Source organism: Cerasibacillus sp. JNUCC 74, assembly GCF_053667775.1.
In genome coordinates this window covers 1,229,353-1,250,559 of record NZ_CM132207.1, presented here as the reverse complement: position 1 = coordinate 1,250,559, position 21,207 = coordinate 1,229,353, and the positions used below count along the sequence as shown (strand labels likewise).

At 36.3% G+C, this 21,207-nt stretch carries 15 protein-coding genes; 3 read left to right on the top strand and 12 right to left on the bottom strand.

The genetic code is table 11. The features are described 5' to 3' along the window. Positions 1–1,408 precede the first annotated feature (1,408 nt). From galT to JNUCC74_RS05470, 7 genes are all read right to left on the bottom strand, one after another. Positions 1,409–2,887: a UDP-glucose--hexose-1-phosphate uridylyltransferase gene (gene galT / locus JNUCC74_RS05500; protein WP_454067234.1), complete on the bottom strand. Its 1,479-nt coding sequence runs from the start codon at positions 2,885–2,887 to the stop codon at positions 1,409–1,411. Between the two features lie 40 nt (positions 2,888–2,927). Next, a complete protein-coding gene (locus tag JNUCC74_RS05495) occupies positions 2,928–3,830 on the bottom strand; it encodes an ROK family protein (protein ID WP_454067233.1) in 903 nt (300 codons plus the stop codon). A gap of 72 nt (positions 3,831–3,902) precedes the next feature. Next, the gene (locus tag JNUCC74_RS05490) at positions 3,903–4,019 is read right to left on the bottom strand and encodes a DUF6903 family protein (RefSeq protein ID WP_454067840.1); all 117 of its coding nucleotides are present in this window, start codon (positions 4,017–4,019) and stop codon (positions 3,903–3,905) included. A gap of 40 nt (positions 4,020–4,059) precedes the next feature. Then, positions 4,060–6,231 carry a 1,3-beta-galactosyl-N-acetylhexosamine phosphorylase gene (gnpA, locus tag JNUCC74_RS05485; protein ID WP_454067232.1) on the bottom strand — a complete coding sequence of 724 codons (2,172 nt, stop codon included), beginning with the start codon at positions 6,229–6,231 and terminating at the stop codon, positions 4,060–4,062. Between the two features lie 9 nt (positions 6,232–6,240). Then, positions 6,241–7,122, bottom strand: a complete 882-nt coding sequence (locus JNUCC74_RS05480) for a carbohydrate ABC transporter permease (protein WP_454067231.1) — start codon at positions 7,120–7,122, stop codon at positions 6,241–6,243. 17 nt (positions 7,123–7,139) lie between these two features. Continuing rightward, a complete protein-coding gene (locus JNUCC74_RS05475; RefSeq protein ID WP_077319879.1) occupies positions 7,140–8,030 on the bottom strand; it encodes a carbohydrate ABC transporter permease in 891 nt (296 codons plus the stop codon). Between the two features lie 554 nt (positions 8,031–8,584). Next, positions 8,585–9,931 carry a carbohydrate ABC transporter substrate-binding protein gene (locus JNUCC74_RS05470; RefSeq protein WP_454067230.1) on the bottom strand — a complete coding sequence of 449 codons (1,347 nt, stop codon included), beginning with the start codon at positions 9,929–9,931 and terminating at the stop codon, positions 8,585–8,587. A 378-nt stretch (positions 9,932–10,309) separates the two neighbouring features. Here JNUCC74_RS05470 and JNUCC74_RS05465 point away from each other — a divergent pair, with 378 nt between their 5' ends. After that, positions 10,310–11,161 (top strand): AraC family transcriptional regulator, encoded by an 852-nt coding sequence (locus tag JNUCC74_RS05465; RefSeq protein ID WP_077319878.1) that lies wholly within the window; start codon positions 10,310–10,312, stop codon positions 11,159–11,161. 398 nt (positions 11,162–11,559) lie between these two features. Here the strand turns inward: JNUCC74_RS05465 and JNUCC74_RS05460 are convergent, their stop codons facing one another. The 3 genes from JNUCC74_RS05460 to JNUCC74_RS05450 all read right to left on the bottom strand — a co-directional run bounded on the left by JNUCC74_RS05460 (position 11,560) and on the right by JNUCC74_RS05450 (position 17,240). Beyond that, positions 11,560–15,417 carry an endo-alpha-N-acetylgalactosaminidase family protein gene (locus tag JNUCC74_RS05460; RefSeq protein WP_454067229.1) on the bottom strand — a complete coding sequence of 1,286 codons (3,858 nt, stop codon included), beginning with the start codon at positions 15,415–15,417 and terminating at the stop codon, positions 11,560–11,562. A 621-nt stretch (positions 15,418–16,038) separates the two neighbouring features. Then, positions 16,039–17,031: a UDP-glucose 4-epimerase GalE gene (gene galE / locus JNUCC74_RS05455; RefSeq protein WP_454067228.1), complete on the bottom strand. Its 993-nt coding sequence runs from the start codon at positions 17,029–17,031 to the stop codon at positions 16,039–16,041. Between the two features lie 77 nt (positions 17,032–17,108). After that, complete coding sequence (locus tag JNUCC74_RS05450; protein ID WP_454067839.1) at positions 17,109–17,240, bottom strand: hypothetical protein; 132 nt, start codon at positions 17,238–17,240, stop codon at positions 17,109–17,111. Positions 17,241–17,934: 694 nt separating this feature from the next. Here JNUCC74_RS05450 and JNUCC74_RS05445 point away from each other — a divergent pair. Next, complete coding sequence (locus JNUCC74_RS05445) at positions 17,935–18,393, top strand: CoxG family protein (protein WP_077319876.1); 459 nt, start codon at positions 17,935–17,937, stop codon at positions 18,391–18,393. A gap of 102 nt (positions 18,394–18,495) precedes the next feature. Continuing rightward, entirely contained in the window at positions 18,496–19,368 is an 873-nt protein-coding gene (locus tag JNUCC74_RS05440; protein ID WP_245799784.1) for a YitT family protein, read from the top strand. 222 nt (positions 19,369–19,590) lie between these two features. On the opposite strand, the gene ilvA is transcribed toward JNUCC74_RS05440, so the two are convergent. Both ilvA and leuD read right to left on the bottom strand, forming a co-directional pair. Further along, positions 19,591–20,550 (bottom strand): threonine ammonia-lyase, encoded by a 960-nt coding sequence (gene ilvA, locus JNUCC74_RS05435; RefSeq protein ID WP_454067227.1) that lies wholly within the window; start codon positions 20,548–20,550, stop codon positions 19,591–19,593. A 70-nt stretch (positions 20,551–20,620) separates the two neighbouring features. Next, the gene (leuD, locus tag JNUCC74_RS05430) at positions 20,621–21,205 is read right to left on the bottom strand and encodes a 3-isopropylmalate dehydratase small subunit (RefSeq protein ID WP_454067226.1); all 585 of its coding nucleotides are present in this window, start codon (positions 21,203–21,205) and stop codon (positions 20,621–20,623) included. Positions 21,206–21,207: the final 2 nt, after the last annotated feature.

Genomic DNA, 21,207 nt, shown 5'->3' with positions numbered 1-21,207 from the left:
AGGGAAACAAGCCAATAAAGTAAACTTGGCTAGCGATAAGCGAAGTGTAAACGCTACCTAATTGCACGTATACGTAGAACTTAAAATTTTTTAACTACGTTGAATGAACTTAGAGCGCCAAAATTTTATACGTCCGAACGTGTGAAGAAATTCGATGTGTCATTTTTAGCGTCCTTTTTGAACAACCTCTTAAGTTCCAATAAAACATGCAATCTTTCAAGAAATCTAGTTGATGCGAACATAGTCCATTTTAATATTGCTTGCGTATCCATGATTCGATTTCATTTCAGTTTACCATTTATATGTTAAATGTACACGATAATGTAAAGCTTGAAAATAAGGAAATAGAACCGTGAAATTAATCCTACAATCTACTTCGACATTTATTAGACCTATCAAATGCTAAAGAGTACTTGGCTACAACTGCCTAATGATGCTTCCTTACGACGTCGATTAAAGTTATTACTATAACTATTACTTTTTTAGCGAGAATCTAATGTACTTGAAAATAAACTATGGTTCTGTTCGTGACTGCTTGTTCATCATATGGAGTATGCAGATCCTCCCTGTTTTATTTAATTCTGAGAGGTACAAAACGTTGTTAATTCAACTTAACAAAAGTTTGAATCAACTTTATATAAATGTCCAAAAATTATATTGGCTGAATATCGTATCATTACTTTTCAACGCACGGACTGAATTTTATTCATTAGCAAGAGAAATAGCAGAAAGATAGAAAAAACAAACCGGAATCTTTTGAAATAGTTTTCGCTTTCTCTATTATTGTCATATATAATTGGAAATTGATAGGTATTTTTTTCTCTAATCGGTTTAATTCTAAGCAGTATAAAAATATTTCATTAAAATCATGTCGGAAGCGAGAAGATGTTAACAGCTAATGCATGCAGAAGATTTTATATTTTTATGCAGGCAACTTTTGGAGTTATGCTGTTACTGATGTTCCTCTACAGCTCACCCTGTATTCGTATTATTTAACATGCATGTAGCACAAATAAAATAATATAAGTGATTCAAAACTATTGATTATCTATTTTCAGATTATATTTTTTGAGTATCCTAATGTTTAAAAGCACCTCATGAGGTGCTTTTAAACATTTGATAGCGGGCTCTATCTAGCTTGTCTTCATATTTTGTTGTAACTTCAATGTTTTGTTTTGACTTTGTGGCTCTCTGTTGCGACTTCGCTCATTCTGATTCCAACTTCGCCGTATTCTGTAAGTGAAACTTCATTCCGTGAAACGCTTTTTACACGGAATGTTAGTTAAACCAATCGGGCCTTTAGGTGCCGTTTCTCACACTTTGACCTTTTTGTAGCAACTTACGCTCTTGAAGTGGGAGATTACGGCACCTTACATGCGGGATAAAATTTATTTCTTTCGCTGACCTGTTATTTATTTAATACATCAATAAATCGTGCAAATGCAGTGCTGTTTTTAAATACACCCGCATCTTGTAATATTCTTACAAACTTTTTACCGACCTCTTTTTGAACAATGTCCTCTGCCATTTCCTTTGACTTGACATTTCCATATTTACTTTTTAATTGCTTGGCCCAAGTTTTGTGATAAGCGGCTAGTTCATGCTGTTTGCCTAATAAATAATTTTTAATTTGAGCTAATTCATCCTTTAATCTTGCTGGCAACACGGCAAGGCCCATCACTTCAATTAACCCAATATTTTCCTTTTTTATATGATGGACATCCTGATGTGGATGAAAAATACCTTGTGGATACTCCGCTGTTGTTCGATTATTTCGTAATACAAGGTCGAGTTCATACAAAGCATTTCGCTTTCTGGCAATTGGTGTAATGGTATTATGTGACATATCATCTGTATAAGCTAGAATATTGGCTGTTTCATCTGAATAGTTCTTCCAAGTATCAAGTATATGTTCTGCTACTTTAACTACGTCATCCGCTTTTTTCCCTTGTAATCGAATAACGGATAGCGGCCAATGTAAAACAGAAGACTTCACTTGAGGAAGGAGTTTTAATTGGAATGTATATGCTACTTGTGCATTTGTCATAGCAAACTCATAGCGCCCCGCTTGATAATGATCATGACTTAAAATTGAACCGCCGACAATTGGCAGATCGGCATTGGAACCAATAAAATAATGGGGAAATTTATCTGTAAAAGCTAGTAATCTTTTGAATGTGTTGCTGTCAATTTTCATATCCCGGTGTTCCTCAGAAAGTAAGATACTGTGTTCATTATAATAAACATACGGAGAATACTGAAAAAACCATGTTTCATTGCATAATGGCACTCTAATCATTCGATGATTAGAACGTGCAGGGTGATCAATTCTTCCTGGATATCCTTCATTTTCAATACATAAACGGCATTTAGGATAAGCGATTGCTGTTTTTGTTTCCCGTTCACGTTTTATTTGTTCTGGGTCTTTTTCCGGTTTAGATAAGTTGATGGTAATATCCATTTTTCCATACGGTGTTTCCACTGGATAGCTAATATTCTTTTTAATACGTTCCATTTGAATGTAATTACTTTTCATACAAAGCTCATAAAAGTAATCTGTAGCTTTTTTCGGTGATTCATCATATTTCTTATAAAAAATGTTATTTATTGTAGATGGATGAGCAATAAAACAATTCATAATCTCAGCAGCCAGTATTTCCTTGTCACTAAAAATATCATCAATTACTTTATGTTCAACAGCATATGCTACCAAATCATCTAATAAATTTGGAATTGGCAATTTTTGTGCAGGAACTGATGGATCAGGATATGTTTCTAAATGTAACAGCTTCATCACCTGATTACGTGTATAGGTTTTATCCATTGAGTTTATTAGTTCGGCATGTATGGCCTGTTCGATTAAACCTTCTATATATGCGTATATCATATCCGTGTCCTCCTTTAGCAAATTCATGAAAGCAAATCGTTTACAGGACACACGCTCTTAACCCTGCACCGATAATCCCTTGTCCATTATTTAGTTTATTTATCTCCATGCTTTCTAAGATATGTTTCTGTTCGGCAAGCAGGTATGGTTCAAGCTTCTTTTTGATCTGCTCAATTAAATATGGATTATATGCCATCACACTGCCACCAAAAATGATTTTATGCGGATCTAATAAGCAGTTAATTAGATAAACCCCTTTAGAAATAACAAAAACCATTTCCTCAATTAATTGCTCGGCCTTTGCATCTCCTCGGATATAGTTTTCAAAGATATCTTTTGTGAACATTTGATCATTTTTATAAATATCCCTTGCTTTCTGTTGTATTGCGGGACCAGAAGCTGCATTTTCCAGCCTGACGAATGGTTGTTTTCTATTTTTTGTATCAATTGGGATTAACCCTAATTCTCCAGCAAACCCAGCTCCTCGGATATATCGGCCGCCTTGAATGATCGAACAGGAGATTCCAGTACTAATCGTAAGATAGACAAACAATTCTTCATCTGACATGTTGGCAGCTCTCCATTCAGCAAAAGCAGCCATGTACACATCATTATCAATAATAATTCTCTCCATACCTAGAGCTTCACGAAGACGATCGACAAAAGGGAAATTTCTCCATGGTACATTATTTTGGAAGACAGCTATTCCCTTTTCTCTATCAACTTTACCTGGTATACCTGCGCCAATTCCGTATATTTCTTGTAAAGGAATACTTGAATGATTCATCAGTTGCTCAACACATTGAACGACTCGTTGAAACATCGCTTCTTTACTTGAAGGATCACTGCTCACAAGTTCCTGCTGAATTAGATCACCATGCTCATTAACGATTCCTGCTGCTACTTTTGTCCCACCGATATCAATCCCAATAGCATACTTCATTTGTCTCCTCACCTTCATAAAACAGCTGTTGTTTTCTCCAAATTATCATTGCTTCCGCTTTTAATTGGATTTCTAAACAAATTTCCTATTGTAGTTCCATAGTAGGAACAATAATCCAGCTAGACCAACAAGCTGTAGAAACAACTCCCATTTACCCACGGTTTGTTGTCCGTAAAAAAGTAGAAACATACAGAATAGAAAAAAAGCAATTTTTAAACCGAAAAAGATTTTATCCTTCATGAGAATAATCCTCCCATAAAATTTCACTAGCTTCTAACGTGACGTTATGTTTTTTTCCGGCACCATTGTAGACATCTGTTACCTGTCTTTCAATCGAATTATTAATTACGGCATACTTATTAATTTCCGGATATGCATGGACCTCACAATGAACATTAGAGGCAAACCATTTTTTCATTTCTTTTTCCTTATGAGCTGCATAGTACATAGCCCGCAATAATAACCTCGTATTTTCGTGACTATATGGTAGACCAGCAATATAAATCCCTCTACCTTTACCAAATGGCGAACTAGACAAATGAACCCCACCATTCGAGTACTCAATGATTTCCGTATTTTCCGTTAAAACATAAACATTCTCCATACTTTCTCCAAAATCAAAGTTCGTTGCATCCGCAGCAATAAAATGTTCCTCTTTCGTTTCCGTGAAATATTTATTGGTCGATAAACTGAATCCTAATTCTTTATCAACTCCTAATACATTTGCAAGCTGATAAAACTTGCCTTGATAGTGATATGCGCTCGGATCGCCAATCCCGATAAAGCCGCCGCCATTATAAACCCATTCACGTAAGATAGTAGTTAACTTCTCATTTTTCCACCAAACTCCACCCGAGAATGCCGTATCTGCATCACCGGCATTAATAATGACATCTATATCCTTTGGAATACCATTGTTAATTACTTCATCAAAACTAATAAAAGACACATCGACAGCAGATCCGCTAAGCGCTTCTAAAACTCCATGATAAGAATACGCTTGTTTATACCATTTCCCATGAGCTACAATATGCGTTTGCCATGTTCTTAATTTTCCCCACGCATTTAAAATAGCTACTTTTAAACCGGTATAAGGCTTAATACCATTTATTTTGTCATATATATCTCGAAACTCATCCGTAGCTTTTTCTACATAATCAACGAACTTCGGAAACTTGTATGCAAGGCTAAGATAGCCGCCGTAACCAATTCGATCCAAAGGTTTACGCATGAAGGCCCTTCTTGCAGTCAGCCAATTTTCGTTTGCTTCTATAACCGGGTCATTTCCTTCATAAAAAGTATCCGGGAAAAAGTAAGGCAAAAATCTTCCTTCTGTATACTTCACACCTGGAATGTCTGAAATAATTCGTAACGTAGTACCATCACCTACACTGCCGACTACTGCATCCATACCAATATGTTTGAAATACTTTCCATACGGCTCTGTTCCTATCCAATTGTCACCTAAAAACATCATCGCTTCTTTATCATGCTCGTGAACAATATCTACCAATTCTTTCACTTCTTTTGCAACAAACTGCTGAATAAAATCAAGGTAATCCAAGTAGGCTTGTGATGGGACACGGAAAGTAGAGTTATAGTACCCTTCATCCACAATATCTTCTGGTCTTAGACGATAGCCTTTTTCTTTTTCAAAAGCTTCGAGTGCAGCTACCGAAACACTTGCTCCATAACCGAACCAATCAACAAACTTTTCCTTGCCAAGATGATTAAAGATAAGTGTAAAATGGTAAAAAAAGGTTGTAAACCGTACAACATCTGTTTCCGGATTATCCTTTAACCACTTTCGTAAATACTCCTTGACATATTGGTTAGCATGAGGCTGTCGTACATCAAATGGAATATCGTGTGGTGTATCTCCCCAATCATTTGTTATATGATTATACATATGTGTTGGATCCCACTTCATATATACTAAAAAGGATACGGTATATTCATGCCATTGTTTAGCTTCCGTAATGGTTAGTGTATTTGCTGTTTGATTAACACTCCAATGATCTGGTGAAACAACTTCTCCCGTGGTACGGTCAATCACTTCCCACCAAACTTTCGGATCGTGAATATAATCTGGTTCTATTTGCTCTGTAAAGTATCCTTTTAGAAAATCAATTTCAATCGTTGTACTTATAGCTGTATTATATTGTGACATTAAATAGATTTGCTGTCTTTCTTCCGGATGCCTTATAGCGAAGTCATTATGATTACGGGCAACAAAGTAAGTCGTATATATTTTTGCATCTAATTGCTTAATCTCCTCATCAAGCTTCGTACCATCACTGTCACGAATTGCGTCTGCACCCCATCGTTTCATTAATTCTTTTGTCTCTTTTAGAAAATTTTGCTGACTAGGCAATGTAACTCTTCCTGCTGTTTTTTTCATATCTAACACCTAACCTTTCACTCCACCTACTGTCATACCTTCTGTTAAACGCTTTTGCACCAATATATAAAGGATTAATGTCGGCAACATAACAATCACCATTCCTGCATATAAAGGTCCGTAATTAACAGCAGCTCTTTCTGCTGCCATCAAGTTTAATAAACCAACTGGTAATGTTTGATTCTTTGCCGGCATTAATGTTAATGCCAGAATATATTCATTCCAAAACAGCAAAAAATTAAATAAAATAACAATCACAATACTTGGAGCTGCCATTGGAAACATAACCGAAAACATGGTCCGATAATATCCTGCACCATCGATACTAGCAGCTTCTTCAAAATCAGATGGCAATGTTTTAAAATAACTCGACAATAAATAAATCGTAAATGGTAAAGCTGTTGAAGCATAAATAAGGGCGAGCATAAACCGGTTATTCAATAAAAACTCTTGACCAAAAATTGTATTTAAACTCGTATCCCAATCCAACAACATTAAAAAAATAGGTACCGCAACATAGCTGACATTTATAAATAAGCCTGCTTTAACAATAGAATTCAATAGTCGATTGCCTTTAAAATTAAATCTTGATAATACGTAAGCGGCTGGTAAAGCTACAACCAATAAAATGATTAATGCCAGGGCTGTAACCATCATTGAATTAAATAGATACTCTCCCATTTGAGCTTCACGAAAAGCTTCGATAAAATTTTGAAAATGAACCCCTTCTGGTAGAGACCACGGACTACCATAAAACTCCTTATTTTGTTTAATTGAAGCTAAAAACACCCAAGCAACTGGTACAATAATAGAAATAGCTAACGTTATTAAAGCTACGTAGATAAATAGTTTAATAAGGGTATCAGTACTTAACCGGTTAGACTTTCTCATGGACCTTTCGAACCTCCTTAGTACTCTAAAACGTCACGTTTTGTAATGTGACTGACTATAGCTGCTAACAAGAATGAAAATAAAAACACAATTACACCGATGGCCATGCCGTAACCAAAGGTAGAGTTCCCATATGCCTGATCATACATGTAGGAAAGGAATACTTCCGTTGATCCATCAGGTCCTCCGCCTGTCATTGCTTTCACTAATAAAAAGCTTAGATTAATTGTACTAATGATAAAAAAGGTCAGTGTTGTCCGGATGTTATTCCAAACTAAAGGTAATGTAATGCTTGTAAACTGTTTAAATTTGCTTGCTCCTTCAAGAGAAGCAGCTTCGTAAAAACTTGGCGGTATTGCAGCCATGCTCGACATATACATCACCATATAATAACCAATTGCTTGCCATACTAAAGCAGCTGCTAAGCTGTATATAACGATTTTCTGATCACCTAGCCACATTTGTTGCAACTTATCCAGGCTGAACAAACCGAGGATACTGTTTAATAATCCATTGGAAGGATCATAAACAGCTGAGAATATCCCAGCAATAACTACAATAGATAAAATATTTGGTATATAAAAGATAATCCGAAAAAAGTTACCTCCCTTTACCCGCTCTTTTGTTAAGATAGCAGCAAAAAAGATGGCAAAAGTAAATGTTACGATGGCTACAATTACAATTAAGAATACCGAATTCTGAAATGCACGAATGAAATTCATATCATTCCACAATAATTTAAAGTTATCTAATCCTACAAATTGTTTTGTATTGGAAAAGCCTCCCCATTGATAAAAAGACATACGAAATACCTCTATCGTTGGTAAAAACATAAAAACAAAAAGTAGAATAAGTGCAGGACTAACACATAAGGCAATAAATAACCCTCTTGACTTTGTTTTACTCATTTTCTCACCTCTTTTAGTTAACGTACGCGTTCAAAAAGGGAATAAGAAGATCCAAAGTCAGCTAAAGTCTCAGGCATCTTGTTTAATCGCCAATACTAGCACTCCCTATCCAGCGAAGTTTTGTAGGATGGAAACATGACACTAGTGTAGCTTTTTTGAAACTCATTCCCATGTAGGAAAAACGTTTTATTTTTCAAGAAACAAAGAAGCATGCCAATAAAGAAAACATAGCTAGCGACAAGCATAGCGTAAACGATCAGCCTAGTTGCAGTATACGTAGAACTAAAAATTCGTAACTATATTAAATGAACTTAGAGCGCGAAAATTTTATATGTTCTAACATCCGAAAAAATTCGATGTCACGTGTTTTTTGCACAACCTCTAAAAGGAAAAGAGCAGTAAGGAAAAGACAACCACCTTCATTCGTCACTGAAACTCAGTTAATTCTGTGTAATGATGAACTTTTGAATTTGGTTTGGATACTCAGATTCCGCTTTCATTCTCTTCCTAACTGCTTCTCATTTAACCTAATTAACAGCCTCATACAAAGATCTTTATTGTTTCATTGCTTCTCTTAACTTATCACTAACTTCTTCGATTTTATCCTGCCATTCTTTATACATTGTTTTTCCACTTATTACACTGTCAATCGTTCCATATAATGTCTCTCCCATATTGGCTCCTGGTACTGGTTTCGTTGAAGCGAAGGTACCCATTGCAGGCAAGACATTATCTTCTTCGTAAATGCTATAAAACATCTGCTTTTGTCCTTCCAGTTTTTCCGTAATATCCTTTATTGGTTGGACTGCTCCAGCCTCTAAGAAAATATCGGCTGCCTCATCAGAATACATGTATGCAATAAAATCTTTTGCGGCTTCTTTATTCTTGGCTTCTTTTGGAATCCAAATCTGTTCAAAGAAAGTAAATGCATAACGATCACCATCTTCTTCAAACGCTGGAACGGAGGTCATCTCCCAATCAAAGTTTTCGGATCTTGGTGCTTCCTTCATCTCATCTACTACCCAGTTGCCATTTGGCATAAAAAGGGCTTTATTATCCAATATCAGCTGTTGGTTTTTTGTAAAGTCATTAGGATTTGCATTCGCTACTGTATTCGGATGAACATAGTCAGCCATTTTTTCAACCGTTTTCAAAACTAGTGTGGCTTCTTCTGTTTCCCAAATTCCGTCTTTATAAGTCATTGCAGAACTATAAAAATCAGGTCCTCCAGCAGCATAAAGCATAGAACCAATTAAGGTATCAAAATAATTACTAGTTGGATACGTAAAAAGAGAGATTCCTTCTTCTTTTGCTTTGTCTCCTAATTCCCACATGTCATCCCATGTTGTTGGAACTTCCCAGCCTTTTTCCGCAAATAACCCTGCATTGTAGAATAAACCTGTAGGACTATAAAACATCGGAGCTAGATACATTTTTCCATCATTATACGGATTTGTAGCCAATGTGTCGGTAAAACCATCCAATAATTTATCTTTTACAGCGTTTTTTTCTCCTGGAACCTTCATATCTAATACATCGGTTATATCTTCTAACCCATTTTCTTTAATTAGCGTTTCAGTTAGAGCTTCTTCCCGGTTTGTTGCTAATAGCATAACATCTGGATATTTACCAGCCTGCATATTCGGACGAACTACTTCTTCCAGGTTTTTTTCAATCATTAATTCTACTTTCACATCAGGATTCACTTTTTCATATGATTTGGCAATATCTTTCCATATATCCGCTCCATAAGCAGACTCTAAAGCTGCTACTTGAAGGGTCGTTTTTCCTTCTCCATCACTATCAGATGATTTTTCTTCTTTTCCACCGTCAGAACAAGCCGCTAAACTAAAAATTACCAAAATTAGTGATAAACTGAGCAACCATTTTATCCGTTTCATTAATAAAGCCTCCTTAGCTTTTTATTAAATTCCTTGCTAACTACTATTCTATCTATTGTAAAACGCTTTCACAATAAACATCTTGTTAAGTTTTTTAGGAATATTGCTATTTAGAAGAACTCCTATAAAATTTTTCCAAAACCACGTGCTTTCAATTAGTAAAGCCCTTCCATTTCTAGTTAAATTATCGTTTAATAGAAAGTAGGTATAGGGTACCCAATCGACTGCAGTCGGGTTAAACTATTAGAAAATGTTCAAAATTCCCCATAAACTACTGTGTATTAGCTTACCCACTTAGGATAATGGATCAGATGGATATTGTTTTAGAAATAGCACTTAGAAGTTCTTTTGAGTGCTTGTTAAAAGGAGGGGGAAATGATGTCGTACGAAATTTATAAGGTAAAAGATACAATAAACAAAAAGCCACCATTTAAACTGCTTTATATAACACACTCGGAATACGATAAAGGGTGGCACAGTACACAACATACTCACCATTTTTCTGAATTGTTCTATATTGTCAAAGGAAAGGGATCATTTGTACTTTCCAACCTCGAGCTTCCTATAAAAGAAAATGATTTAGTTATTATTAATCCAAATGTAGTTCATACAGAAAAGTCGAATAAGCACGATTCCTTAGAATATATTGCTTTAGGAATTGAGGGACTTTCCTTTAGTAAAGAAGATGATGAAAATTCACAGCTTGGTTTATATATTTTTCAAGCCGATCGCGAGAATATCCTATTTTATCTTAAAAGATTGTTAGAAGAAATACAGGGGCATAAGGAAAATTATGAGATCATCTGTCAAAACATCATTGAAATACTAATTATTAAACTTACACGCGAAAAACAATTAACCGTCACTAAAACGGAAGCCCAAAATATGAATAAAATCTCTGCTTTTATCATGTATTATCTGAATCAAAATTACCGAGATCCAATTACGCTAGACAAACTGGCTAGTGTTGGGCATATAAATAAATATTATTTAGCACATACCTTTAAAAAAGATATGGGGATTTCTCCAATTGAATATTTAAATCGTATTCGAATAAAAGAGGCAAAATTGCTATTGGAGACAACGGATTATTCCATAGCGCATATTGCAGCTTTTACTGGCTTTTCATCACAATCTTTTTTCACGCAGGCATTTAAGCGGACGACAAATAAAACACCTTCTCGTTACCGGAAAGTAATGAAAGGGATTTCATATAATGTGAAAAATTGAGTTATTATATAAAAGACATGTTAAATAATTATTTAGGTGCATATTTCTAAAAGGCGTTAATTAAATTAAGTTAGAAGTGTCCTAAATTTTGCGAGCGAAAGGCTTGCCATTAGAGACCGATAACCGAACGCTTTTGTTCTTCTTAAAAAAGAAAAATATTTTTCTTCGTGTAGAGTATCGCTGTTGTTGTCCTTTCTTGTCCTTGAAAAACCGCGATGTATCGCTGTTGCAGTCTTTCTTGTCCTGTCAACCTAAACGGATTGCGCATTTATGGACTGTTACCTCCCATTTCATTTCCTCTATAAATCTTGAAGTGAGAGTCTTACGTCCCTTACATAGGGGACAAAATATAACTAGCTCGAAAACTGCATGCAGTTTCGAGCTAGTTTATAATAATTCTAGTTTGATAGTGTCTCTACTCGCAAATTATCGAGGATAAAAGTACCTTCACCCGTATCACCATCTAAAGTGGTTCCGTCATTGAAAATACCAATATACGTTTGCTGGTTATCAGATCCCTTGATTGTAAAGCTTACTGTCTTGGTGTTTAAAGCATTTGGAAGCTTTTCATTTACATGGAGCCCCTCGGCTTGATTAATGTCCTTCACATCAATTTCTTTATCTCCTGAGATAAAACGATAAGAGTCTGCAGTTGTTTGGTAATCAAACGTTATTTTATACGTTTTTCCTGGTTCAAAATGAAAATGCTGCGGGAGTGTCCGATATACTAAACCACGATTACCAGTATTGACTTTTAATGACCACTCACCATCTATAACATCATCCACGAGTTTTTTGCCAGCCCACCCTTTTTGAGTATACGGGGCATGAAGTTGTGATAAATGAATACGATTATCTTCCACACCTTCTGTATTACCAACTACAAATGGATAGATACCTTGGACGACGGATTCGAAGTCTTGTTCAAATACCGTTACTGAAGGTTTATTGTTAAGACTTTTTTGCACGATCCGGATATCATCAAATTTGGTAATTCCTTTTCCTGCTTCACGGCTTAAGATTAACTTGGCGGAAGATTTTTTCGCAGTAAATGGAACTTGTATCCGCTGCATTTTGCTTTCATATCCATCATTGGTTGCATGGGAATCTGCTTTGACGTAATTCTTTTGCAAACTACGATACGTATAATTCGATACATCTTTAACACTTCCACTTACATGAATCCCTGCTTTCACATCACTGGAGTTGTCTACATAGACTTCTGCTACATAATCCTTACCCGGCTGTAAATCGGTGATTTTTTTCGTTACGTTAGAATCTTTTTTCGGACTATTAAACTCGAGATAATAATCGCCACTGCTTAAATTTCGTGGCGCACCAGATTGATTAGTCCGCTTAACCTGAATTGCTTTTTTATCCCCAAAAACCTTTGTATGTTTACTTTTCAATATCCCAGTATTAAATCCTGTATCAGAAACATGGGCATTGGTGCTCCATTCATCTACCTGAATTCCTTTCGTTTGCTTTGCTTCTACCACATATGCTGTCGCTGGTTCTGCTTGTAGGGTGATCTGGTTATTTTTAATGTCAACTTTTTGCTTTTTCGATCTACCTTGATCTGTCAGTTTGTAAACATATACCTTGGAAGCATTTTTATACTCATCTGGGAGTGTCCACGTCGTTTTTCCACCTTCCAGATTCCAATGGTACAACTTTGTAGAATCTGGTGTTGGATTTTCAAAATCCTGCTCTACCCATGGAAATAAATAAGCATGGCCATCAAGAATAACGTGATCATTTAGTGTGATAACACGTTCTCTAGCATTTTCTTTTCTTGTCACTTTAACGATATCGCCATTACTTGGATCCTTTAATGTGATCTCTTTTTCTAAGTTAGTCTTAGAAGGATCTCCTTCTACAGTTTCCCAATTCGTTACATAGTATTTTTGTAAAAACTTTGTTGGAACATTGGTATCAAACGTCATTTTAATAAATTGATCAAAGTTTTTATCCGATTGCCAGCCCTCAAAACCAGCTAGTTCAAAGCCTCCAAGCAATGGATGATCCGCTGTTCCTCCTTTTTCAGGCCAATTTAATACCCATGAATCCTTTTGGTGGTTACTAATAAACCGAAGAACTTCCGAGTTTATTCCTTTATCCGTTGATCCTCCGTAATTTTTATCGGTTGCCCAATGCTGCCAAGTTGCATAATTCGCAATCGCTGTACCGAACTCCGTTGTCATTCTCCAACCACGATCAGCAAATTGTTCTGCAACTCTATTTGATTCCCACTGATCTTGGTACCATACATCGAGGTAAATAAACGCTAAACCTGGGACGTTTGCTTTTAGTTCATCTAAGCGTTTGGCCCTTGAACCTGTATATAAATCTCTTAATTTATCGATGGTATACGATTGATCCAGCCAGCCCCACCCTTTGGCATTAGGCCCATTGATTAATGCTTCACTGAACGAGTTAGCTTCCGGATAGGCTTCTTGTGCATTAATATGCACTCCAAAATCAGCATTATATTTTTTTCCTTCGTTAATGAGTGTATTTAAGTCCTCTTTTCCCCCCATTCGTTCTCCAACATCTCCGTAGTCTGGATGACCACTATCATGTCCTTCATTTGCGTATCCTTTTAAAAGAACAGCTTGACCCAAACCATCTGTTGCAAGAGCAACCTTTTTAACATGATCTAACGTTTTTAAAAATGGTTGCTGGGCATGTGAACCAAAATTCATTGCAATTCGCATTCCTACCGTATTATTTACATCCTCAGCTCCTTCTATTTTAGGCAATAAATCTCGGTATTCAATAGCAGCATCCTGCCAATCTACTCGATTATCATCGTTTATATTTTCAGCTATCACTATTTTAACTGTTGGTGTGTTAGATGAAGGTTTATCCATAAAATCGCGATGAAAGAATAAGGTATTCGAACCAATTCCAATTGCCTTGTGACCGTTCTCATTTTCATAACGTGTTGCAATTAAATTACGATAGCCATTTACTTCAGAGCTTGACCAGACTCCTGCACTTAGCTCATTCGTTGATAAAAAAGCGGTATAGTACTCCATTTTTTGACCTACATTCTTCATTGAAGAATCAACATTTACAGTAATATCTCCCGGCTTGGTTACATCACTGCTTAAATTTGTCAGCTTCGCCTCTGCATCTTTTTGTCCAGCATGTACCGAGATAAAATTTAAATCAGCAAATTCAATGGTTTCAATGCTTACATCCGTTTTATTATTCACTTCTTTCATTTGATAAATGACTTGATTATCGTTTACCCTTAATGAAAGCTTAATGAGAACATTAATATTTTCATACTCATCTTTTACATGTAGAGAATATATGGCTTCATTATCGCTTATTTTTTCGAAGGTGACTTCTGGATAATAGAGTGTACTATTGATTTTCAACCCGTATACAGGAGTTTCTTGACCATGCATTTTCTTTCCATCTACATCGTAGGTGATAATGCGTGGGTACACTTCATCAATGGTAACATCCATAAAGTCCGATCGTAATGTTTCTATAACAGGTTCTGTATGAGGTGGTTTTGGAGGAACATACTCTTTAATTTTAATATTGGAAATCGTAATATTTGCAGCACCCCGACTCTTTTCAAGCCCGATCAATCCAGGAGAATCAACTCCTTCCGGTTGTGTCCAAGAACCTATTTTTTTATCGTCAATATATAAGCTGGCCGAATCGTCAATAAACTTAACGCGCAGCTGATACGTGTTATTAGCTTCAAGCGGTACACTGCTTGTCATCGAGGTCCATTTGTTTGTTGGACCGAACACTTCGCTGAAATACTGATCATTACCATCACCAGTACCAACATACGTATAAGTGGAAGGGTCCTGAACTCGATAAATAACACCAAAACGATGCAAATCCGTATCTGTAGAAATAGTAGCTTCAAATATACCATTTTTTATTTTTGGTATGTTGTTATAAACTATTTTGTTTTTTTGGTTTGAGGTCACTTGATACGTTACAGACCCGTCATCATTTGATGTTAGCTTCCCATCGCCCTGGATTATTTTAAAATCCCCTTCTTCTAAATTTTTATCAGAAATATCTAAAGGTATTTCCTTTGATAATTGCGATGCTTGCTTATCTTCTTTACTTTTATCAACAGCTGCACTTGTGAGTTCACGTTCGAAATTTGTCTGAGAGTTTTCCGCCTCCACACTTTTAGGCAAAGCACTATGGATTAACACTGAAGTTAGAAGCATGCTAATGATTAAAAAGATTGACGTCCTTTTTTGTTTGTTCAACTGCTTAACCTCCCTCAATCTAATAAAATGAGTACTAGTACTATTGTTAGACTACATGCAATAAAGCGCTTTCACAATAGGGATGTTGTTTGCTTTTTTAGATATATTGCTTTTAATTAACCAAAATAGTGAGAAAGAACTATACTTTACCTAGTGTCGTCTAAAATGCTCTCCAGCCTACTCCCAAACTAAACAAAAGCACAGACTCCCGGTTAGCAATGTACCAACGGCAGAAATTTTGCCGAGGCAAAAAAACTTCCTTGAAGGAGTGCTTTTCTCATTGACTATTAATGAAACGAATGAGGTATTGAGGTCTTGTTTCTCGAGCTATCTTATCAAGATAAATACAGATTCTTATATTCGGGTTCAAGGAAATATGCCTCTAAAACAGGGGGATGCCGACACCTGAGCGCAAGTTTGCTTTTAGTCAGCCTTTCTTTAGATTTGAGTCGATGTTGACTTATCATTGAAAGAAGAGCGAAGTTTTCTGTTGCTTGAGTGCTTAAGCTAGTCAGCGAAGCAACTATTAAAAAGCTATGTAAAAACAAACACCTAAAAAAACCAGCAATACTTTTTTAATAAAAGCACTACTGGTTTTAACCTTTAGTTTAGAGTTATAAATTACTTTCCATTATAACCATCTGGATGGCTCAAATGCCAGTTCCAAGCATCATTTATAATTTTAGTAATAGAAGTACGAGCTGGATTCCATCCTAGTACCTTTTTAGCTTTTGCTGAGCTGGCAATTAGTATGCTTGGATCACCAGCTCTCCTTGTTCCAATTTGAGCAGGAATTTCTTTTCCAGTCACTTTTCTAGCCGAATCAATAATCTCTTTTACAGAGAAACCCTGGCTGCTACCTAAATTAAACACATCACTATGACCGCCACGCTGCAAATAAGCAAGGGCAAGTAAATGCGCATCGATCAAATCTTCCACATGTATATAATCACGGATACAAGTGCCGTCTTTTGTGTCATAGTCATCGCCAAAAATAGTTATATGATCACGCTTTCCCAATGCTGTTTGTAAGACAATTGGGATAAGATGTGTTTCAGGTTGATGATCTTCACCAATTTCTCCAGTCTCCCGTGCTCCCGCCACATTAAAATATCTTAACGAAACATAACGAATATCATGTGCTTTTTGTACCCACTTCATCATTTTTTCCATGGTTAGTTTTGTTTCTCCATATGTGCTTGTCGGATGCGTCGGCATGTCTTCCGTAATTGGTACTTGTTCGGGCTCCCCATACGTGGCGGCAGTCGAAGAGAACACAATATACTTAATGTTAAATTCAGTCATTGCTTGCAGCAATACTTGTGTACCATATACATTATTATCAAAATATTTTAAGGGCTGCTCCATAGACTCTCCTACAAGGGAGTTAGCAGCAAAATGTATTACCGCCTCAATGGATTCACGTTTAAATACAGTTCTTAGAAAATTTATATCACGTATGTCCCCTTCATAGAATGTAGCTTGAGGATGAACGGATTGTGAATGACCTGTTTCGAGATTATCAATGACAATGACATCTTTACCTTTATCAATTAATTGATAAACAGCATGTGAACCAATATATCCTGCACCACCTAAAACTAAGATACTCATTTTTCTTTCTCTCCTTAAAAATTGATGTCTTCATTATAAACTTTCATTTTGTCTATTTCTACCACACATCCTACAACTTAGCCTAATAATAAGCAAGTTATCTTTTCCTTTATCCATGAATTGTTCACATATTTCTTGTTCTCTAGAAAATAAAGGAAATTATAAATTTTGTTCATTGTGAATAATTTTTGTGTTAAATTTTTATCCAGATCCTAGCTCACTCGAGGGAGCGGGTCTCCTCCTCGGAGTTCCAGCGCTTGTCTGGGCTGAGCAAAGCACTTGTGCTTCCGTTCTTCAAAAAGAAACTTGCGCTTTTACAGACGTACACCCCCTGAAAGAAGGATCAATTATTGCTGGACTACTTGTTGGAGTACTCCGATAAAGTAAATCTTTATTGAAGCGGTCTTTTTCCTTACTGATAAAAGTTGAACAAAGGCTAAAATCTCAGGCGTCCTCGTAAAAGAAGAACGCTTTTTCTGCGTGAGGAGCTTAGTCAAGAAGTCTTCCTTGTCCTTGAAAAATCGCGATGTTTAATCAAGAAATCTCCCTTTTTCTGTCATCCTGAACGAATCGAGCATTTATATAGGGTGTTATCTCCTACTTAGACTTCTTCATATCCTCTATCATCCTTGAAGTGGAAGTCTTACGGAGCCTTCAATACAGGATAAAGTTTTAGAAAACGGTATACTAATTTTTTACTTTTATGCATATAAATCAAAGGGTATGGAGTATGTATATAACATGAAAGAGAATGTTCAAAAAGTCCGGGGAAAAACGCATTGAACTTTATGTGGCTTCGTTCCTTGGAAAAGAAAAACAGTTTTCCGATGCAATTGAGTTTAAAGGAAGCCAGCCCCTTTTTATTCCTTTTTTGAACACGTACTTAAAGGAGGTAATTGTAAGTTGCCAAGCAGCAGTTGTGAAAGAAAGGTTATGATTCCAATTGAAGAGATTTGGAATTTTATTAGTGACATGAATAATTGGGCACCACTAGTACCCGGGTATAAAACCCATACGATGATCAATAATGAACAATCGATTTGGGTATGTAAAGGGGATATTGGAGCTATACAGAAAACGGTTCAGTTAACCATCTTTATTACCGAATGGAGACAGCCAGAGAAAGTAGCTTTTACGTTATCAAATACTAGTAAACAACTCGTAGGCCAAGGGTATTTTCAGGCAGAAAAACTCTGTAATAAACAAACAAAAATTATTGGTTCCCTTACCATTACCGTGAAAGGTTTATCGGGAAAAATTATCAACTCCGCTTTACGTGCCATTCTTCCGAAAATCATTGCTAATTTCACGGATACTGTTATTAAACAAATTCAAGAAAAAAAGCCTGCTGTTATGCAATAATACGTTTAAATCTCTATGGAATCCATTTGTGGAAGTCGACAGTAGGAGCCCCTCATGTTAGAATTATATCCGTTAGTAGGAGTTAGAGAGGGGGTCTAGGATATGACAGCAATAACACAAAAAATGAACAAATCAGTGATTTCATATACACAAATTATCGTTGGAGCAACCCTTGTCGGTTTATCCTATAACATATTTATATTACCGGCTAAATTAGCTGCTGGAGGAATTTCCGGAGTTAGTACGATTCTCTTTGAATTATATGATCTAAGTCCTGCTTATGTACAATTTATCATTAATATTCCGATATTTATTATTGGCTGGTTGGCACTCGGAAAGGATTTTAGCTGGAAAACGCTTGTTGGGACATTTTGGGTGCCTTTTATTATTTGGTTGAGTTCCGATATTCCCTTCTCCATTACCAATCCATTGCTTGGAGCGATCTATGGAGGGATAGTACTTGGGGTTGGATTAGGTGTTGTCTATAAAGGAAATGGTTCGACCGGTGGAACAGCAGCAATCGCCCAGATTGTTAAAAAGTTTACCGGTTTATCTAGCGGTTATTCGCAATTTATCGTTGATGGCTTAGTTGTCATCTCTTCTATTATTGTATTTAATATCGAGTTAACATTGTTTGCCTTAATATGTATTTATATAACGAGTAAAACGATCGATATTGTTCAGCTTCAAACTGCCGCCACTAAACTCATCATGATTATTACAGAAAACGAGGAACGGATTCAATCTCTCATTCAAAACGAGCTTGACCGTGGTTTAACAAAGGTGCGTTCAGTTGGTGGCTATTCAGATCAAGATAAAACGATGATTCTTTGTGTTGCCGAAAAGCAAGAAGCAGTACGTTTGAAAAAAATTTTACAACAAGAAGAAACAGAGTCCTTTGTGATTTTTCTAAACGCTTCAGAAATATTAGGAAGAGGTTTTTCAATCGATAAATATTATGGTCAGAAACTGTAATGATGTTAAACACCTGAAATACCAGCTAAAATCGCAACGCCCTTGAAAAGCCGCGATGTATCGCTGTCGTAGCTTCGTCGAAAGCTAAGTCTTTTAGCACAGAAGATTACTTATTGCTCTTATAACAAAAAATTTAAGACGGAGAATTAACGGTAGTGCTAAAAAAATTATACGCTTAACGCAAAAAAGGATTCATCTATCTGGACGAATCCTTTTTTAATTTTATGAGTGAACGAGTACGGGATCATGTAATCGTTCTGCTAGCTGCTGTATTCTTGGCATTGTACTAATATCCATATTTCCTCCACTAACAATGACCCCGCAATGCCTGGAATTGATTTGCTTATTATGGGCGAATAAGGCAGCTATTGCAGCAGCGCCTGCCCCTTCCATCAACGTTTTGTTACGCTCCAACATATAGACAATAGATGCAGCAATTTCTTCATCCGAAACAGTAACCATGTCGTCTACATATTCTCTAATGATAGGCAGTGTTCGCTGACCAGGCTTTTTAACTGCAATTCCTTCAGCAATCGTTTTAACTGAATTTAAATTTTCAGTTACGCCTGTATGATAGCTTCTATACATTGCATCAGCTCCACTGGCTTGCACACCAATAATTTTCAGATTGCGATTGACATGCTTTGCAGCAACGGCAATTCCACTTATCAGGCCACCGCCACCTACTGGAACTATAATCGTATCTATTCGATCTTCCTGTCTTAACAATTCCATTGCAATTGTTCCCTGTCCGGCCATCACATCATAATCATCAAATGGATGAATATATTCTGCTCCTGTCCGCAATTGATGTTCAAGAGAAGCTTCATATGCCTCTTGAAACGTTTCCCCGGAAAGAACAACTTCTGCTCCATAGTTTCTAGTTGCATTTACTTTTGCTAAAGGTGTTTTTTCAGCCATGAAAATCGTTGCCTTTGTACCTAATTTGGTTGCAGCATAAGCGACACCCTGTGCATGATTTCCAGCAGAAGCTGTGATAACGCCATTTTTTAATTGCTGCTTTGTCAGCTGCATTAACTTGAATGTAGCACCTCGAAATTTAAAGGCACCCGTTTTCTGCTGATTCTCCATTTTAAAGTAAACTTTTTTCTGTAAAAAATCATTTGTCGTTTGTGATGTTAATAATGGTGTTCGATGCACGATTGGAGCAAGACGCTGCATCGCATAATATACCTTTTCACCTGTTAAGCAATCCCCAATTTCCCCACACTCCTTGTATCGTTAAGTTTATTTAGGATCTCATCCTATTTTCATAGAGAGAGATTTTGTCCTCATGCTGTAAAGTAAGAGCAATATCATCCCAACCATTCAGCAGCTTCTGTTTATGGTATGCTGGTATGTCAAAATGATATGCATTATCTTCCTCGATAATTTGTTGTGTTTCTAAATTTACTTCTAAAACGAGTGTTCCTTTTTCTGCTTTCTCCATCCAGTATTGAACTTGCTTACCGTCAACTTGAATTACAATAATTCCATTTTTTAACGCATTATTATAAAAAATATCCGCAAAGCTTGGAGCAATAATAACGCGAAAACCATAATCCAATAAAGCCCAAGGCGCATGTTCTCTAGAAGATCCACAGCCAAAGTTTTCACCCGCAAGTAAAATTGTTGCTTCCTGATAGTGATCTTCATTTAAGCTAAAATCTTTACGTTTATTGCCATCATCATCAAAACGCCAATGGTAAAAAAGAAACTGCCCAAAACCAGTTCGTTCAATTCGCTTTAAGAATTGCTTTGGAATAATTTGGTCTGTGTCTACATTTGTTCGATTTAAAGGATAAACAAGCCCTTTATGCGTTTGAATTGCTTCCACTT